This window comes from Vibrio sp. M260121 (assembly GCF_036533715.1).
Lineage (GTDB): Bacteria > Pseudomonadota > Gammaproteobacteria > Enterobacterales > Vibrionaceae > Vibrio.
The window spans coordinates 44,061-63,927 of record NZ_JATABF010000007.1; the positions used below are offsets into that span (position 1 = coordinate 44,061).

The following is a 19,867-nucleotide window of genomic DNA, read 5'->3' on the forward strand; positions in this document are numbered from 1 at the left end:
GCTAACATGTAACTAAGTATTTCAAATGTATTTATTCTGTAACTTATTGATTTTCAGATGCATAAAGGTGTGAAAAATACAAATTCCACTATTTGTAGAAACGGATAAATTGATTTGTTTTATCTCGCGCACACTTTCAGAAAATTGAACTAGAGTCCCAGATTTATGTTTGCTTATCGATTGCGTGCGAAATGTCGTCAAATTGACGTAAAAAGACGCTTTATTTTTGGCACTTTTACACCTGTAAGTTGAGTTACATTTGGTTACATCTGTCCGCTGCGGCGCGAAAAAAGTCCCCCTCTATAATGCTGTTCCTTTTTATTGTTGTTTGTATAAGTCCTTAATTATGAGAAAGAATACGCTAGCGATCATGCCAAGTGTTTTAGCACTGGCGATCGGTGTGGGGTTGCCTGCTGCACACGCAGGAGTGATCACAGACGCAACTATCGTCGGCTCAGAAAGCCAGTGGTGGAACACTTACAAAGTGATCCTAACGAACGACGGTTCAAAGCCAGTTGAACTGCGTGATGCAAAAGTGACGTTTGATTCGAACCTATCAATGTCGACACCATCTTGGTCTGCGACTGGCATCAGCTACCCGGGAATGAAGTTCGCCAGCGACGCACAAGGTAACGTGTTCAAGAACACACTTGCGCTTGCTTTTGATAGCGGTAGCTGGGTGAAATCTCAACTTCCGGCAGGTGAGCGTATTGAGCTAACTCTGGGTGTGAGTGGCGTATTGGATCTGACTCTTCTTCAAAATACCATTCGTCTGATTGCTGACGATGAAGGCGAAGTTGGCGAACCAGAAATTTCTCTTCAATTAGCTTCGCCAGTGAACGGTGCTGAGTTTGAAGAAGGTCAAGCGGTTGCTATGCTAGCAAACGTTACGGCAACCAACACCAGCGTTAAAGCTGTGACTTTCTTTGTCGACAACAAACAAGTTGCTCGTGTAACGCAAGCCCCATTCCAAGCAACTTGGACTTCTGTTGGCGCAGGCACTCACACGATCAAAGCTGTAGTAGAAGACACCTCTGGTTTAACCCAACAACAAGCGGTCAGCATTTCAGTAAAAGAAAAGCCAGTTGAGCCACCTGTGGAGCCAGAAGTGCATGAGCTGACGTTCGTCGCGCCTACACAAGGTCAAACATTGATGGTGGGTCAGGCAACGATGATCAAAGCACGCGTTGATGGTGAATTGATCTCTAAATTAGAGTTCTGGGCAAATGACCGCAAGCTAGGTCAACGTAACATCGCTGCAGGTCAAACGACGTATTCTCAATCTTGGACACCAAATGAAGTGGGCAATGAGACACTTAAAGTGGTGGTTCTCGATCAAAACAACCAAATGGTTGAACAACGCAGTATCGCAGTTGCTATTGAAGCAGCTCCAAGCTTTGTTAAACCAGAAGTGAGCTTCTCTTCACCTTCGAACGGTTCTAAGTTTGAAAAAGGCGAAGCGGTATCGATTTCTGTTCGTGCAACGGATGCTGATGACGATTTGTCTCGCGTTGTCGTGAAAGCAAACAACAAGCAAATCTGTGACTTCAACGCAGCAACCACAAACCAGTTCTCTTGTAACTGGACGGCGTCAGAAGTTGGTGCAGTTGAGCTAGAAGCAATTGCGACAGATGCTGAGAACCTAACGGCAACAGCTCGTGTAAACATCACAGTTGAAAAAGTGGAAACACCGACACCTCCGCCAACAGGTGGACTGTGTGCTGACTTTAATGTGTACCCTGACTGGACTCGTGGTGATCACGCGACAGGCGGTGACATTATGGTTCACAAGAACATTGCTTACTCAGCGGTGTACTGGACGCAATCTGTTCCTGGCAGCGATAGCTCATGGTCATTGCATCTAAACTGTGATGGTACTGAGCCGGGTACAGCGCCAGCGCTATCATTGCGCAACCCAATGGATCCAGTGCGTCTAGAAGTAGCAGGTTGGCCAAACACATTCGTAGTGGCGAGCCCATCCACTCAAGCGCCAAGTACGCTAACTATCGCAGCAAGCAGCAGTGATGCGCTCACAGACCTAGAGCTGCTTACACGTTCGTTTGTGTCAGCTATCGAACAAGCAGAGAACGCGGGTACAGCATCTATTGTGATTCGATCGGATGTTCTGGATCTCGCTACGCAAGACAAAGGTGCATCGTTTGGTGCCGTTGCGGTTAAACAAGCACTGACGAATGCCATTGATATCACGGGTAGCCGTATTGATATTGATGCGATCAACGCACTGAGCGATGACGTGAAAGGCTGGGCACATGCTTACAACTTGATCTTCACAACGCTTGCGCCACAAGCGACATTTGGTTGGTCACTAAGCATTGGTGAGTTTGCTTACGATACCCACTCTGGTCGTCAGTCTGTATGGGATGAAGCGTCCGTTTTCACAGCCGATCTACTTGATAGCTTCGAGCTTTACAAAGCAGATGCTGCGAACAAAGCTGACTTTGTGGCGTTTACTAAATCAAACGCTACCGCTGCGCTAACTAGTGAGCAGTGGCATCACGCACTTGAGTACGTAAAACAGGTAACAGATTACGTTGAAGCGCCTGCAATGCTATCGAACATGCCAACAGAGCAAACCGCAAATTACTTCATGGGCAATACTCAAACCGATCAGCAAATCCGTAAAGCCGCGTACAGCAACGTATTTGCATTGATGTTTGATCAAGACTCTCAAGCTCTAACCAGCAAAATTGAGCTTTACCAAACGGCGAAAGTGCCACTGTACTACGTAGGTGAAGAGTTAGAGAAAGGTTCGTTGACTCGCATTGAAGAGCTAAACCAAGAGTTAGCAGATGCTGAAAGCGTGATGGATAACGAAGCTTTCCTATACGAAACGCCACAATCTCAGTGGGTTCCGTCAACGGTTTACAAGTGGAACGACTTCCTAGATGGCTTGAACGCAATGCACAACATTGGTGTAGCGGGCAACAAGTTCTGGTTGATGAACGATGAAGTTGATGATGCAACCAACATCAAATACGCGAAAGTCGCGATTGCTGCGTTCCTTGCGCAAAGTATGCAAGAGACCATCCGCTACAACGCGTGTGATGAAAACAACTGGTCTGAAGTGAAATACGGCGCGCCTGCGGATTACCCAATGACAGCAAGTTGTGGTCAATTGGGTCAGAAATACGCAGATTACGGCGTAAACCCAGTTTCTGGTTTGGACCATGCGTACTCTTGTCCTCGTGATGACAAAATGGAAGTCAGTGCGTTGACTCATGCGAAATGGTATGGCGCACCAGCTCCAGTCTTTGCAGCACCTGATGCAGTACTTGAAGAGCGCGGTCTATTGGTGAACGGTGCAGCAGGTCGTTGGACAAACAACGGTCACTGTAACGATGTTCCAGAAAGCGTAGATACGTCTAAGCAAGTGTGGGAACGCGACGAGTGTAAGACGTACGTTGGTCAGAAAGCAGGTAAGTTCATTTGGGACGGCAGCAGCCAAGAAAGCGTTGAAGGCTGTGGCTGGTGGGGGCGTGGTGTAATCCAAACCACAGGTCGTCAGAACTTCGGTACGCTTAACCACTACCTAGGTCGCTCGCACGTTGATCCATCAACCATTGGTAAGACAATTGATGGCGTAACGGTAGAAGCGCCACCGGCGAACCCACTTTATGCTGAGCTAGACTTCTGTTCTAACCCAGGTCTGATTTGTAGCTCGGAAGAGAACAAAGAGATCAAGTGGATCGCAGGTCTGTTCTACTGGGTAACGTCAGTTCAGGCATACAACGATGAAGGCGGTCAGTACGCTGATTGGAACTACCACAATGAGCTGAAGAAGTATGTAGATAGTGGTCTGCAAGGTTCTCAATTTATCGATGACGTTTCAGGCATCGTTAACCGTGGTTGTCCGGACCTGACGTGTTCGACAGGTGATGTTCACAATGTGAAAGAGCGCCGCGAGAACTTCAAACTGGTACTACAAAAGCTAGGTCTTGATCCTCGCTAATTAAGACAAAGCAACATCAATGAAGAAAAGCCATCACCGAAAAGTGGTGGCTTTTTTGTTTTTTATCAGAGCTTTCCCGTGTTTGTTAGCAAGCTAATGAGTAATGTGCTTTTAGTGCTAAACAATGAGTCGCTTAAAAAATGATAATAGGTAGATATGCATCCAAAGCCTTGGCGTGTGTTGGTGGTTTTATTGGTGGTGTGCGGTTTAGCTCAAATTTAAATTCTACGAGTATTGGGAAAGCACTTTTATCTAGCTCTGTTTCTTTCCCAAATACAGCTTACCTTCCGTCTAACGAGCCCACTCGCGCAGATTTAAGAGGCGATTACTTAAGTGTGAGTTCTATGCCGATACAAAAAGTAAATAGTTTAAAGAAATGGGTACGTACACTTCTACCTCTAGGTTTACTTCCTATCTTAGTTGCGTGCGGTGGCGAATCTGATTCAGGAAATTCAAGTGAAATATGGCCTGAAAACCAAGTTGACCAATATGTTTCTGTTCATGCGGAAGACTTTTATAGTGTCGTTCAAAGTACTGACTCGGAAGAAATCCGAGTTAATGTAGTCGATAAAGTTGCGCGTTCAGGAGGAGAGCGTATCTCCCTTGCTGAAGTTGAAGTTTTATCATCAGATCCAAGCTGTCAACTTGTTGATAGTGATAATGAAAGCTTCCAAATCATCTCTGATCACGCAATGGTTTGTGACTACCAATACACGGTTGGACTTGATGGATACTCAAGTGGTTACCAAATGATTGGTAAACGAAGTGGTGTGAGTCGTGTCGTGGTTGCAAACAATGCGCAACAAGCAGAATTGGTTCCATTTGGTGTTGCTGGTTATCAAGGTGAGACCTTGGAAATCAACATCGAAAATGAGCTCACAAAAGTTGGTGATAACACGTCTTTGTCTGGTTTCTCTTTGACTAATGATGTCATCTTAATGCCAACAGGTAGTTCATCAACTGTCTCTCTCGATAAAACAAATAACAAGATTTCATATACTCCTGCAGCAACGTTCAAAGGCAATGAGCGTATTTTATACACGCTAGAAAATAGTAACGGCAACGTATTGGTTGGTTCTGCTGTGGTGACGGTTTCTGAACGTAGTTCTGTTGGTATAGATATTCCTGACAAAATTGAAATCCTCGATACCGTAGAAGTTGGCAAAATGGCAACTATCGATATTTCACCATACGTTATTGATAAGCAGGACGGCAACTTCCAATTAATCCAAGTTGTTGCGTTTGATTCAGCAGTTGCTTTGTCGGATGCCTCAGATACAAAGAACAAAACCTTCACTTTCAAAGTTGAGCATGCAGGTCAGTATTATGTAAATGCCATTGTTACCGACCATCATGGTGGTTTTGATGTTGCATTGATGAAGGTTGTCGCGATTAACCCAAGTCAAACAGGATTGTGGGAGGATTACTTCTATAACAAACAAATTTACAGTGCGCCTTTGACAAAGAGCGAGGCAGATAGTGGCGGTATTCGTAATGAGGGTACTTACTTTGATTCTGCGCATTCAGCAAAACCGGCTGTTGCTGTGTTTAGGCAAGAGAATGCGACTCAGTATTGTGGAACGTTAGGGCGACTACCGACAAAGTCTGAACTTCAAGCTGTTTGGGCAAGTGACAAAGCGAATAGCAAAAGCTGGCCTCTTTCACGTGGTTACATAGCATTAGATGCCTCAACTTACAGTGTAGTTAGTCTATCTAGTGGACAAGAGCTTACCGATGACGGACAAAGCTACTATGTTACCTGTGTGAGTAACGGTGCTCTTTCTATAAGTGCGATTGATGGCACTGTAGTAGCGGATGATATTGACAAAGCTATTGTAGAAGCAACCTTCCTAATCAATGGGAAAGCGGCTTCAGGAATTACCATTGATGCTTCAGTATCTGGGCGTGCGAAGCTAGTTAAAGCCTCACAGGTTACAGACAACAATGGTAAAGTTAGATTTGAAGTAACCAGCACCAAAGCGGAATCAGTCAGTGTATCCGTAGATGTTGGTGGAACGTTTTCTGTTTCTCAACAAGTCACTTTCATTGCGGACGTAAGCACTTCTGTTTTGAGGCAGATATCGACTTCCGAGAACAATGCCTTGGCGGATGGTATTGAGCAAAACCAGATAACTGCTCTGGTTGTGGATCGTTACTTTAACTCAGTTCCTGATGTAACTGTTAACTTTGCTGCTACGAATAGCTCAACAGCCAAATTAAACAATACAACAGCTGTGACGGATGAAAATGGCAACGCGGTTGTAAATTTCACAAACACGGTTGCGGAATCGGTTGGCATCCAAGCAACTTACAAAACGATAGGGTTAACTTCATATGCTCGTTTTGTGAACGACTATAGTTACGGAGTGCTAACAGTCAAGGCGTTGACAACATCGGCGGTTGCAAATGATAGCGCCAAAATTGCTGTCGAAGCCGAGTTTAAACAACATGGACTGCCTGCTAAGGATGTGGATATTAAAGGTGTGACGACAGGTAGCGCTAAGTTTGTCAGTAATGTTGTCAAAACAGGGGATGATGGCAAGGCAAAATTTGAGCTAACTAGTACTAAAGCTGAAAATATTAATGTGACTTTATCTGTAGGTTCATTCTCACGTACTGTTACCGTTGCATTTGATGCAGACCCCGCAACAGCTACTATCACAACATTAGAAGTTGTTAAAAATAACGCAAAGGCTGATGGTGAAGAAACCAACCAAGTCAATGCTGTTTTAAAAGATGCCTACAGTAACATTCTTTCTAATCAAACGATCGAGTTTGCCGTGTCGGGCTCCGCTAAAATAACAAGCTCGACAAAAACAAATTCAAGTGGGGTAGCTTCTGTTTATGTATCAAACACTGAAGGTGGAACAGTTACGATCTCGGCAACCTTTGGTACTGCGACTCGTAGCGTTGACTTGCAGTTTAATGATAGTGAAATTACGTTGCCTCTTGGTGCTAAAGTAGAGATTATACGATGGGGCCACACTGGTACCCGTTGTGCCCCATATTCTACATTAATATTTAGGGCAACAGAACAAAAAGACAAGTTCGATTTTTCAACGGTAGATTTTACGCTAAAATATGAGTCGTGTAAAAATCACTCACAATCAACATCTTATTATAGTGACTCTGTATGGTTGAATCTTGAGGCAAATGCTGCTAAGTTTATAAATATCAGTTCCCCCCTTGTCATACCGGGTTCTAGTAATGATCGTGAGATATCGTGCTCTGCTACTGGAAAAGGAATTGCAACAGTTGTCAACACTCATGAACAAGCGTTTTTTGAAGTGACCTGTTATTAACAAATCATGCGTTAGATATGTAAAAGCCCACCATTTTTGAATGTTAGGTTTTTAGATAAAGACCCCTAGTTAGGCTGGGGGTCCTTAAAACTAGCAGCTACAAGTCAGTTATATAACCTCTTTTAATTGGTTCATCGCGGATAAGCGGGAACTTAAAGCAAAAACGGTAGTAAGTGATAGAGTTTTATCGCCAAACAAAACCTACACAAACTACCGTTTTCATGTCGAATCATACTTTCCTACCTTCATTCTGGGAAGGCTTTCATATAGTAAAGTCTCATCAGACTACTTCATTAATAAAGCTCACTCTCAAACCTAACTCTATCGCTAAGTGTCCGTGCAGGCTTAAAGCTCAAGTTGTACATGAGTATCAATGGCGTAACGTGAAGGAAGCCACACTGTTAGGATCTCCCGTTGAACTGTCCATTCAAACCCGACGCATCAAGTGCAGTCACTGCGGCATTAAAACAGAACAACTATCTTGGTTGGAGCCTTATGCTCGTATCACTAATCGTCTACGAAGCTATATAGAACAGTTGTTGCCTCTACTACCAATTAAACATATAGCCCAAGTGACAGGCGTTCATTGGCACACAATCAAAGAGATAGATAAGCGTCGGCTTCAACAAGTAGTACCGCAAGTTAAATGGGGTGAATTAAGGCAACTCGTCATGGACGAGTTTGCCATTTTTAAAGGGCACCGTTACGCGACAGTTATTGCAGATGCGAAAAGTCATCAGATTATCTGGATAGGGCTAGGTCGTAGCCGCAAGGATATTCGACCGTTCTTTGAACAACTAGGTAAGCATGGCAAAAATATCGAAGCAGTAGCAATGGATATGAATACGGCTTTTGACCTTGAAGTCCAAGCGCATTGCCCAAATGCCCGTATCGTTTATGACTTGTTCCACGTTGTTGCTAAGTTCGGTCGTGAAGTGATGGGTAGAGTTAGAGTCGACCAAGCCAATAAGCTAAAACAGGATAAAAAAGCAAGGCAATGGGTCAAGCGTTCGCGCTGGGTGCTATTGAAAAATAAGAATAATTTAAATACACAACAGGAAAGCTACCTCACTGAAATATTGAATATGAATCAGGACTTGATGACAACCTACTTACTGGGTGCGCAATTAAAGAAACTGTGGCGTTGCGGCTCTGAACTTCAGGCTAAAAACCTATGGCAGGTATGGTTGGAACAAGTGAATGAGAGTGGAATTAAACCGTTGAAAGAGTTCGCTCGAAAGCTCCGCCCATATCTTCATGAGATCACGGCTTCAGCAAGCTATCCGCTGAATACCTGTACGCTTGAGGGGATAAATAACAAGATAAAGTTAATCAAGCGAATGGAATATGGCTCTCGAGATACTGATTACTTCTTCTTAAAGATTAAGGCAGCTTTCCGAGGAAAGCCGCGATGAACCTTAAAATGTTTATCGCTGTTAGCACGGGTGGGTGAAAGTTAAACTTAATGCTAATTCAAAAAGAGAAGGAAATACTACTATGCATCTCGTGGAGTGAGGGTGGGGATTAATTTTTCAACCTTTCCATAATTAAATATTTAACAGGATAGTGAGAGTAATAATATGAAAAAGACAATGTTATCTGTAGCGGTTTTAACTGGACTATTTTCTTTTGGTTTATCTGCTGCTGAACCAGAAGCCGGTGATATCGATACAACAAGTGCTACGTTAACTTGGGAAGCAAAAGTGCCGACGGTAGTGAGTGGTGAGTGGGTCACGATTACTGGTCAAAATGGTGGAGCGCTTGCTGATGCGGGTCTAAAGGTCAATCCAGACGGCAGCTTTACTTCTGAAAATGTACTCGTTGAGGTTCGTTACTACGATTCTGAGACCAATGAAGTTGGCTTACCTGTTGTTGTTGGTACAGAAAGTGCAGCGGGTTCTGGCGTAGCACCGGATAGCATTACTTATCGTGTAGATGTGCCAGCGTTTACGTCGGAGAAGGGGGTAGATCTATCTGACGTAGATGTAAGTGTGTTTAAAGACGGTTCTCCTGTTGCAACCAATGCGTCATTGAAATCAACGGCTGCTGATGCTTGGAAGACTGAGTGGAAAATTGCTAATGCACCGGGCACTGGTATGAGCAACGTTACTGCTGGTGACGTAATCACCGCTACAACTGTGTTGCGTGCAGATGTTGAATTTGCAGCCTTCACGACGCCATAAAGTGGAACGCGCGGCCTAATACCTAGGCCGCGCACATTACGCCTATGAAGAAAGTTATCACAATATTGCTACTTTACCCTTCTATTGCTCTGTCTTCCAACTCTATAACCAAGGTGTTACCGCTGTCGGCAGAGATCCAAAATGAAAAATTTTTCTCATACAGAATTAAAGAATTCAAGTTCAAAGAACCTAGCTTAAAAGTTGATGTAAATAGAGCGACAGGTGAGCTGAAAACTATTGATACCAAGCTTATCGTGACGACGGATGTTCCAAGCAGTTTTTCTGCTGGTTATAAAATATCGACCAACGTTCTTCTGAGTGAATGTTTTGATCATAAAGGCAACCCAACTAAATCCAACTTCGCTGAGCACACGCTAGATGGTGAAGTATTGAGTGTAGGAAAAGAGATCAGGTTGGACGATTTCTTTACTGATAGAGACACACTATGGATAGAGAAGGGTTTTCGAATCGACTTTGATAACAACGTTCAAGTTAATGTTGAGGATGAGCGATGTAGTGGAAAAGTCACGCTCTCCATTGGATTAGATTTTTAATAAGTGACCCGTTTACTTAGTGCTATGAGAGTTCATGTACTGAGGTTTGGAGGTATTTGGTTTGTTGTTTTTCTACATGAATTCCAAAACAAAAAATAGAAAAGAATTAGAAGGAATAGGTGTTTGCTCGATTAAAACTGCAATGCTGGTTCTTAGTGTTACGTCTGCGTTTTCAGCGTATGCTAATTCAAAGTTTATTCCTCCAGGTTTTGAGCACTTTTATGAGTATCAATCAAACCAAATAGTATTTGTCCTACCAAATGAGACACGTACATCTATTTCAGTTGTCTCCAATTTCGATGGCATTAAGAGCCTTGAAGAACCAGAAAAATTAAAGCAAGCACTCAGAAGGTCGGGTGTTGCTAGCGCTCATATTGATGCAGTTTTACAAACGGTTGTAGAAGAGCAGAAAAGTGACGAGAATATCCTATACGTTTACGACCATTCACAGAAACAAGCCTTAATTGAAGTACCTGCAAGCTACCTTTCAGAAGGAATGACAGATCTAGGTTTTACTCAATTGAGTGAAGATCGTCGCGCTCTGATCTCAACCAATCGTCTTTTCACCACTCATTATCAAAGCTCAACAAGTGCTACACTCACTAATAACTCGACAATTGGTTTTGGTCGTTCTCACGTTGATCTAGAAGCATCACTCTATGTTGTCGACAATAGTTCCAGTCAGTTCGATGTTGATGAATTGGCGTACACCTATGATTTAGAAGGTAGCTCGATAAAAGCGTATGAGACTCATCGTGGAAACACAGCAGAAAACTCGACCTCTATTTTCAACTTTAATAGAGAAGAAGAAACGGTAGGGATCAGTTATTTCTCGAATGACAACCTACTGGTTAAAGATATTGGTAACACTAAAAAGCTGTTTTTCGATATGAAAGCTAGAGGTACGATTGAAGTGTTGAGAGGCGGCCAAATCATTTATACGAACTCGGTGTCAAAAGGGCAACACAGCGTAAGCTACCGTGACCTTCCGCGAGGAAACTACGAGGTATCAATCGTCTTGAAAGCGGTTGGCTATCCAGAAGAAGTTTCAAAGAAAATCATACACAATAATAACTCCGAAACATCTCAAAGAGGCTACGATTATTCTGCCTCGGTCATGAAATCAAGCAATACGTTCAACCGACGTGACTATGAGGAAACTTATCTCGATTTAGCGGCTACCTATTCGTTGTTAAGTGACCGATTGTTAATTGGTAGTAATACTCAATTTACCAATCAAGAGGCTTCTTTTGGCGTAGGCGCAAACTATACAGACTCAGATTTAGCAGTGGCTGGTTATATCAATAAGTTTCAGGGCGGCTACCTGCTCAATACAAACTTTCGGGTCGCTGATGTTAATTTTGATTATGAAATGTTAGATGCGAATAAAGCGCTTTCAGAATCATCCCAGTTGGGGAGCATCCGATACGGAAACAATGACTATACACAAGCCACAGTTTCTTATTCGTCTCGAATCTATGAGGGGACGCTTAGTTTTTATGCTAATAGATACCGAGAGACATATGAGGACTCTGGTTTAGAGGTAAGTAATTTAAATTTATCGACAAATTACAATAAGAACATTTTTAATAATGTATACGTCGATTTAGGTTATAGCTATCAAAAAGACTTTAATAACTCGAGATTAAACGAGCATATATTCTCACTTAACGTTAACTTAGATCTAAATGATAGTTTTTCATATATTTCTGGTATTGATTATTCAACACGAAGTAAAACACGGTTTAGTAATACTTTACAATATTCTGCGCCTCAAGTTGAAGCGGGTGGAGTGATGTTGTCCGGAGGCGCGGATTTGTCTCAGTATGTTGATGGCAATGACTCACAATCTGTCTACGGTGTAAGTGCAAATATCCACAATGATAAATTTAGTGCAAATTTATATGCGAATGGCACCACTGAAGATTATCAGAATTTTACCGCTAACATTGAATCAACAACCATCGTTACATCCGATGATGTATACGCATCTAGAGAGCGAGCACAATCCTATCTGGTCATAAAAAACGCGAAAGCGAGTACCCAAGATCAGAATGATTTGGGGCTAGTTAAGATCCGAAGAAACGGGCAAAACAATCTACGAGAAACGATTCAGGGTAAATATACCTTGATTGAGTTGGAAGAATACAATGAATATGGATTCAACTTGGATACTGAGCTAAGTGGCTATAAACACAAACAAATAGAAAATAGTGACATGTTTAGTTACCCAGGAACACTGAAAGAGATCACTACCGAGTTTGAAGAAGTGGTCTCCGTTTTGACTTACTTTGAAGATTTCAATAGTCGCCCAATTAATAATGTAGAGTGCAAAGGATGTTCGTCTATCGCGAAAGTTGGAGATGGCGTCTATAACATTTCAGTGCAAAGGGGTGAAAAGTTTCTGTTAACGGCAAATGAACAGATTTGTGCGTTACGTGAAGGGTACCTAGATAGTACTTATGGTAAGAGTAATTGTTTCCCACAAATAGAAGAAGACGAATTAGGTTTGCAAATTGTTGTAAATGGCTTAGGTGATAAAGGCGAGCACATCTATTACCTAGGTGCTTTTGATGACAATAGTATTATTGAAAAGTATAAAAATTTAATGTCGGATATGGAGGTAATACAAATAGCCTTTAATGGGAACCGTCATTATTTCGCTAAGTTATACGCGAAACCTACATTATCAATAGCAAAAAATAAACAAGTTATTCTTGAGTTACAAAACTACGCGTTATCAACATCTGATTCCAATAAATTTACTAAAAATAGGTAATAGTCATGAGAACATTATTATTATTAATTACTTCATTAACGAGTTTCTTTACCCATGCTGTAGCAGTAAGCAGTCTGTTTGAGGTGGCGAACGAAGAACATTATGCTGACTTTTCTATTACGAATAATGATGGTAAGGATATGTTCATTAACTTAGAAATTGCAAAAGTCGCTTATGCTAATGGAGAAAAAGTCGTCACTAAGGTAAACAAAGATAATTTATCAACTTGGACGTTTTCAGTTTCACCAAGCCAGATCATATTAAAAGATGGTGAAACCAGAACGGTTAGGATGCGAAATGATTGCGCGAAGCAAACATGTGATTTTGACGAAGATCAGGTTTATGCGGTTGATGTAAACCCTTACCCCTATGTCGGTGAAGGTCAAGATTCTGCAGTTTCCGTCGCTTTTGGATACAGAATTTATTTCATGGACCCTGCGTCTGAAGTGAAACTAAATTACGAAATTAAGCGTGTAAATAACAAAGAGTTTAGATTCTCCAACAAAAGTAACACCATGTTAAATGCTGTAATTAATACCTGTGAAAAGGGCTTCTCTAGTAACTGTATTTACCAATACAAGTTATTAGCGGGATCTGAAAAGGTGTTTAAGTTGCCTGAAAGTTATGTCGGGAAGAAAAATATTAATATCACGGTGATAAATGCAAATGAAAGTATCAATGAACAAGTATCTATGTAGCCTATCACTTTCTGTTTTAGCTGCTGGATTAAACTTAGAAACAGCATATGCATCCAATAACATTACGGCAAAAGTTGTTGGTAGTGAGGTTACTTGGATGAATGCAAATGTTGTTGGTGGAGAAGTGGTGCAACAGATTTGGCAACCAAGTAGCTCATTCAATCTATTGCCTGTTTATAGCTGGAGTCCAAGTTTTCAGAAGAGTCCAACTTCGACGATCACTTTTAGTTCGACCACTGGTGTACAGGTATCCACCTCTTTTCAGCACTCGGGGATTCAATTTAGCACTGCAAGCCCTTTTACCGTCGCAAAAAACTCGAATGCTGATACGTGCAGTTATGAGAGCTCGGCAGGAAGCCAATACATTCTTCGAGATAATAACACTTGTCGTGCAAGTTATGATCTGAACGCGACTAGAAAGTACAAGCCATTTGATTTTTATAGAAGCGCTTACAAGTTGGATAATCTCGTTGATGCATTTAAAGCTGCCAACGCTCCTACAGGTATTTATTATGCAACGGTGAGCTTACCTGTTACTTATTACATGAAGTACGGGACAGCGACAACTTACCAAACTTACAATGACACGACGGTATTTACCATTGACTATAAACCGTCGTTCATCTCAGCTGTTGACGTGACAGGTGATGGTATTTTTTCTCTTTCGTATGATACAGCTAATCACAGTGTTGAGGGGGCTGCAACTTATAAAGTTAGTATCTCTGGACATATAGAGCCAGGGATAAAAATGCAGTTTTTCTCTTCTGGGACTGCGGATAAGTTTGAGTTAGAACACTCTACGTCAAATGATGTTATTCCTTATAGCTTAGTTTGTTCGAAGTGTGAAAAGAGTAATATTGTCGAAGCTGGAGAGTTGAAGCAGGCAACATCGAAGATTCCTTTTGTTGGAAAAACGCTAGATTTTGATTTGGCCTTTTCTTTTAAAGAGCTTTATTTTGGTGATGTAAATGAAGGAGATTACAGGGATGCAGTTACCGTCCGGTTTGAGTTGGATTTATAGCCTTTGTGCACTTATCGCATTTTTTCACCAACCTGCACTTGGCAATGAAAAATCGGCGAGTATTGGTATCTCGACGGGTTATTACAATATCAAAGAAGATCAAAGCACAGACAAAAACAATAACTATTACAGTTACTTCTTAGATTATACGCTAGGAGATTATTTGCTTAAAGGACAAATGCATCATTCACCTAATAGCTACTTTCAACGATATTTTGGCTTGCAAGCCGGATATCTGTATGAGTTTGATGATGTGTATTCGATCTACCCAATAATCGGAATGGATTTTATTGATAGTGGGGTAGATAGCAAGTTAGGGCTTGGCTTTTCAGCTTCAGTATCAAACTACTTTGATTTTTTTATTGAGAGTAAATTCAATCGTTCCAATCCTTATGGTGATTATTTTGTTGAAGCCGGATTAAAGTTTAAACTTTCTGAATTTGACAGAGGTGTTTCGGAAACTGAATATGTTGAGGAATATTCTTCGCTAGAAGACGTTTTGCTACCAAACAATGACTTACCATTGAACAACGAAATACATGATGTTGCCCAATATAAAGAATGTGTTGACCCGTATGTCATCGTCTCTGGTGATACATTATCTAAAATTGCACGGAACTGTAAGGTATACCTTAGAGAGCTCATACACTGGAATCCAAAGTTTAAAAAGAACCCAGATTTGATCTTTCCAAATCAGGTGGTTGTCTTCAAGTAGTATATATTTGTTGGTTCTATTTTATCAGATTGTTATTGCTTGATGATAAAGCGCAAAAGATAAGCAACTAAATTTTAATTTTAAAGGATATAGTAGGGGCATTCCTGTAGTCGACGTTGTATTTTCTTACGTTGACTGTAGGAATGCTCCTTTTGTTATATTTTTCTCTGCCTTTTCTGGTATTCACTCTTTTGCTTATTGATAATCGTGGTTTCCGATATGTCATGAACTCTGAAGGGCACTTTAATGTTAAAGTTTCACGAATTCTTAAAAGAAGTGGTTTTTAAAAATATTCCTAGAAAGGAATTGATGATTAAACTTCACTTAAAATATGATGAATTTCAAGGACTGGATAATATTACGATGAGTCGTTGGACAAATGGTGTAACGAAACCATCATCTTGTCGTCAATTACTTATTGCTCATGCAGCTAATTGTTTAAATATTTTTTTAAATCAATGTTACGCGCCAAAAATTCCGGTTTCTTTGGAGTCGCAATATCGAAAATTTCTAAACCAATTTAATAGCTATTATCATGCTATTTTTCTCAATCAAGAACGTGATTCGAGGGTATGCCACTTCAAAGGTAGCAATTACGAAGCCCGTGAAATATATGGTGATTTCACTTCTAAAATTAACCTGATATCGGATAAAGAAAGTAGTTTTGATGACTATAATAAAAAATATAATGTTGACGTTTTTTATAAAGGCGATATAAAAAGTAAAATTCCTGAGTCATATATGTACTTCCATCAAGAAGTTAGCGCTTTGTTTGATGTTTTAGGTTTGTCCATTGACCGTTACACAAGTGATCCAAACAAAGATGCTTTATTTTTTGGGTTGTCTTTCTTCAAGAGTTCTGATGATTATGAACTTCTGTTTGGTCTGGTCCTAAATTATATTATTCGCCACCATTTTAACGTGAAAAATGCTTTTTTTACCGCAAGAGGCAGGGAAGATGTTTCCTTGTATGAGACGTTGGGAGCTGAGCAGATAGCATTGATTGATTGTTCGAAGGATTACGGCAACGTTTATCTTTATCATATCGATTTGCAGAAAGTTCTTAGTCATCCAATATTCCTTGGACTCATTATAGCGTACAACCCTATATATGAACGGTCTTACGAAAGAATTAGAAGTAACGGGATTGATGCTGCTCTCATCAGTAAAAACCAAGATATTTATTGACTTATATCAAGCAATGCACTGTTACTAAACAGTGCATTTTATTTAACCTACGTCCATCAACTTAGTTAATGAAATCTAAATAAGAGATAACTGTTGCTCTAAAAAAGTCTTTCCCGTATCTGAAAAATTATGTTTGTAATTCACTAAACCATTCCTCACGGTTTCAATTGTATAATCTAAGTCGGATCTTTTATGATTAACACATACTGAGAATCGAGCACGAGGTTCTTTAACTGCTGGTGGATATATGATGTTAACGTAAATACCAGCATCATTTAGGTATTTAGCCATAAAATATGACTCATCTAAAGAATTAAATATAACAGGAACAATAGCTGTAATACTATCTGTAGTTTTTATTCCTAATTTCTTAAAAGAGTCTTTTAAGTAGTTTGACTTTTGAAGGAGAGAAGTCACTAACTCTGGTTGCTCTTGAATAATATCAAGGGATGCCGATAGTGCGGCTGCAATACCTGCAGTTTGGTAAGTACTATAAATTGCAGCCGTAGAAGCTGCCTCGATATAGTCAATCACTTCTCTTGATCCTGCAGCAAAGCCACCATTTCCACCTAGGGCTTTTGCGCAAGAACCTGTAATTATATCTGGATGCACATTGAAATATTTATGCGTGCCCTTACCATTTTTTCCAATAACTCCGACACCATGAGAATCATCTACGATAAGTGTAGAGCTGTTTTGCTTACACAAAGAACTGATCTCATCAAGTTTACTGACAGTGCCATCCATACTGAATACACCGTCAGTGATTACAATAGTTGAACCTTCGGCAGTTTCTAATGCTTGTGTTAATCCTTGGATATCATTGCTTTGATATTTTTTATAGCTAATTCGCCCTTTCGAAGTAGCGTTTAAAGCTGAACAAGGTAAATTGATACTTAAGTGGTTTTTGTTGTCTCCAATTATGCTATCACCAGGCCGAGCTAATGCTGTTAAGACTGATTCGTTAGCTGTAGAACCAGAGGGGAATAGAAATGCAGATTCCATTTCTAAGTAATCCGCAAGTTTTTCTTCAGTCTCTACATGAAGCTGAGTTTTTCCGCCAATAACAGATGACGCACAAGAACTAACCCCCCACTCTTTCATTGCTAAGTGAGATTTTTCAATGACTTTTGGATGTGATGCAAGATTTAAATATCCATTCGATGCAAAGAATAAATATTCCCTCGGTTTCCTCTCATTTAGTGTGTCAATTGCTCGAACTATTCGATCCGGCTTCGTTAATAAGGTTCTTCTGTAGGTATGAATTTCTAAATGTCTTCGTACCGCCTCCCATTCAGCAGCATATTTTGCTTTCTGAAAGATACCGCCATTAGGGCCGTGTTTATTAAAAGGATCTAAAATGTTTATATACGATTTCTCTACAATATCTTTAACTTTTTTCTTGTCTTTAATTAAATTGTTCATTTTATTTTCTCATTTGACGGTTTTTATTGATTCTGTACTAAATAAAATTATTTTTATGAGAGTTTATTCATTAAAATCGGTTTATATTATTATTGATATGTCAATATCTAGTAGATACTCTCGAATAACCGTTAAGATAATGATTGATTTGTTTTTATAAATTTTTTAATTATTATTTTTTTTACGATTGTTAGCATTCTTTCGAATATTTTAATGCCCTTGCTAGTAGTAATTAAGGTTTATGTATAGCATGGTTAATATTGAGAAATTGTTAATCGCAATAAAGGAGTACGGTTGATGCCTAGTACAAATCGAAGAGTATTTTTAAAATCTTGTGTTGCTACCTCAGTTGCTGCTGGTATGAGTGCCACCTCTCCAAAGGCTCAGGCTTTCTTCTTTCATCCAGAAAAAGAAAAGCCGATTGATAAGTTTAAAGGCTTACCTGTTTTAGAAAGCTATTTACCAGAGCTTTTTGAACGCCCTCCTCAAATCAATGGGCATTTACCTGTTGTTATTATTGGAAGCGGCTTTGGTGGTGCAATTAGTGCGTATCGACTTGGTCTTGCTGGTATTAAAACGGCAGTAATTGAAAGAGGAAACCGCTGGCCTAATGACCCTAAGCGAGCGGTATTTGCACATGATATGTTGGCTGACAAGCGGATGTTTTGGCAAAGAACAAAGACCACCTTTCCCGCACTCACGTTTGACCTACCATTCCTCCAAACTATTACTCCACGTAATATCGAAAAATTCGGTGGTGTTCTTGATATTGTCGACAAGCCGGGAGAAAACAATCAAGACGGGTCTGACCTATTGTTAGGAACTGCAGTAGGTGGCGGCTCAGTGATTTATACCGGCGTAATGGTTATACCAAAGGAAGAACATTTCAAAAAACTTTACCCTAACGAACTTTCTTACAAAGAAATGGTGGACGTTTATTATCCAAGAGTGAAATCCATCTTAAATTACAGCAACATGCCTAAAGATGTTTTTGCTAGTGCTCCGTTTAAGCATTGTCGAGATTGGAATAAAGAAGTTTCAAAAGCCGGCTATTCTCCTTATCTTATTGAAGGTAACTGGAATTGGGACGTTATTAGGCAAGAGCTCAAAGGGAAAAGCCTACCATCAGCAACTATTGGCTTAACGAACTTCGGTAATAGTAACGGTTGTAAGAACGATCTTGGGCAAAACTATATTCCGTTGGCGGAGGCTACAGGGAATGTCACCTTCCACCACAAACATGAACTGGTCAACATTCGAATGAATGGTGATATTTATGAACTAGACATTCAAGAGCTTGATGCTCACGGCAATGTTGTTCAACAAAAAACGATTACGTGCGACAAGCTTATTCTATCGGCGGGTTCTTACCACACAACACGTATGCTTGTTAGAGCAAAAGAGAGAGGAGACTTGCCGGAGTTAAATGAATATGTCGGCAAGAACTGGGGCGATAATGGCAACCGAATGGCATTTAGACAGTCGTTATTTGGATTACCTGCTGGTATTGCTCAAGCTTCTCCTTCTCCTACGGCGATTTATGTTGATGAAGCCGGAAGAAGCCCGGTCGCAGCAGAAAACTGGGCAAATGCTGGTATTGCTGACGTAGGGATTTCTATGATGCTATCCGTGACTGCGGACTTTAAGAATCGAGGTCATTTTTATTATGATGCCTCTATCGATGATGCAGTTCTTCATTACCCGAAAGAGAACGAGAAAGATGCAACGGATGCGTTAAGAGCAGTAAACAACAAAGTTGCAAGAGCCAACTGGCAACGAATAGGAGCTCAGGGTTTCTCCGACGTTATTTTTACTGGTGCGCACCCAGTTGGAGGAATGGAAATGGGGAAAGCGACAGACCTATTTGGGCGTGTAGATGGATACAATGGTCTTTATGTTATTGATGGAGCCCTTATTCCTGGAAACAATGGATGTGCAAACCCTGCGTTGACCATTGCGGCACTAGCAGAAAGGAATATTGAAAACATTATCTCAAAAGATTTTTCATAACCAACCATGTATCGATTGGAGC

General features: G+C 40.7%; 12 protein-coding genes. 11 read left to right on the plus strand and 1 reads right to left on the minus strand.

What is annotated here, in order from left to right; genetic code table 11:
* Positions 1 to 346: 346 nt before the first annotated feature.
* From QTO06_RS06225 to QTO06_RS06270, 10 genes are all read left to right on the plus strand, one after another.
* Positions 347 to 3,970 carry an Ig-like domain-containing protein gene (locus QTO06_RS06225; RefSeq protein ID WP_331407203.1) on the plus strand — a complete coding sequence of 1,208 codons (3,624 nt, stop codon included), beginning with the start codon at positions 347 to 349 and terminating at the stop codon, positions 3,968 to 3,970.
* Between the two features lie 140 nt (positions 3,971 to 4,110).
* Complete coding sequence (locus QTO06_RS06230) at positions 4,111 to 7,272, plus strand: Ig-like domain-containing protein (protein WP_331407204.1); 3,162 nt, start codon at positions 4,111 to 4,113, stop codon at positions 7,270 to 7,272.
* A gap of 221 nt (positions 7,273 to 7,493) precedes the next feature.
* Positions 7,494 to 8,687 (plus strand): ISL3 family transposase, encoded by a 1,194-nt coding sequence (locus QTO06_RS06235; RefSeq protein WP_331407258.1) that lies wholly within the window; start codon positions 7,494 to 7,496, stop codon positions 8,685 to 8,687.
* Positions 8,688 to 8,852: 165 nt separating this feature from the next.
* A complete protein-coding gene (locus tag QTO06_RS06240; RefSeq protein ID WP_331407205.1) occupies positions 8,853 to 9,455 on the plus strand; it encodes a hypothetical protein in 603 nt (200 codons plus the stop codon).
* 44 nt (positions 9,456 to 9,499) lie between these two features.
* Entirely contained in the window at positions 9,500 to 10,009 is a 510-nt protein-coding gene (locus tag QTO06_RS06245) for a hypothetical protein (protein WP_331407206.1), read from the plus strand.
* A 76-nt stretch (positions 10,010 to 10,085) separates the two neighbouring features.
* Positions 10,086 to 12,788: a TcfC E-set like domain-containing protein gene (locus QTO06_RS06250; protein ID WP_331407207.1), complete on the plus strand. Its 2,703-nt coding sequence runs from the start codon at positions 10,086 to 10,088 to the stop codon at positions 12,786 to 12,788.
* A gap of 5 nt (positions 12,789 to 12,793) precedes the next feature.
* Positions 12,794 to 13,486 (plus strand): pilus assembly protein, encoded by a 693-nt coding sequence (locus tag QTO06_RS06255; RefSeq protein WP_331407208.1) that lies wholly within the window; start codon positions 12,794 to 12,796, stop codon positions 13,484 to 13,486.
* Complete coding sequence (locus QTO06_RS06260; protein ID WP_331407209.1) at positions 13,467 to 14,507, plus strand: hypothetical protein; 1,041 nt, start codon at positions 13,467 to 13,469, stop codon at positions 14,505 to 14,507. The genes QTO06_RS06255 and QTO06_RS06260 overlap by 20 nt, the downstream gene beginning before the upstream one ends.
* Positions 14,455 to 15,222: a LysM peptidoglycan-binding domain-containing protein gene (locus tag QTO06_RS06265; protein WP_331407210.1), complete on the plus strand. Its 768-nt coding sequence runs from the start codon at positions 14,455 to 14,457 to the stop codon at positions 15,220 to 15,222. The genes QTO06_RS06260 and QTO06_RS06265 overlap by 53 nt, the downstream gene beginning before the upstream one ends.
* A gap of 246 nt (positions 15,223 to 15,468) precedes the next feature.
* Positions 15,469 to 16,410 carry a hypothetical protein gene (locus QTO06_RS06270; RefSeq protein WP_331407211.1) on the plus strand — a complete coding sequence of 314 codons (942 nt, stop codon included), beginning with the start codon at positions 15,469 to 15,471 and terminating at the stop codon, positions 16,408 to 16,410.
* A gap of 75 nt (positions 16,411 to 16,485) precedes the next feature.
* Here QTO06_RS06270 and QTO06_RS06275 read toward each other — a convergent pair whose 3' ends face one another.
* The gene (locus QTO06_RS06275) at positions 16,486 to 17,835 is read right to left on the minus strand and encodes an aminotransferase class I/II-fold pyridoxal phosphate-dependent enzyme (protein ID WP_331407212.1); all 1,350 of its coding nucleotides are present in this window, start codon (positions 17,833 to 17,835) and stop codon (positions 16,486 to 16,488) included.
* A 297-nt stretch (positions 17,836 to 18,132) separates the two neighbouring features.
* Between QTO06_RS06275 and QTO06_RS06280 the strand changes: the two genes are divergently transcribed.
* Positions 18,133 to 19,845 carry a GMC oxidoreductase gene (locus QTO06_RS06280; RefSeq protein WP_331407213.1) on the plus strand — a complete coding sequence of 571 codons (1,713 nt, stop codon included), beginning with the start codon at positions 18,133 to 18,135 and terminating at the stop codon, positions 19,843 to 19,845.
* Positions 19,846 to 19,867 lie beyond the last annotated feature (22 nt).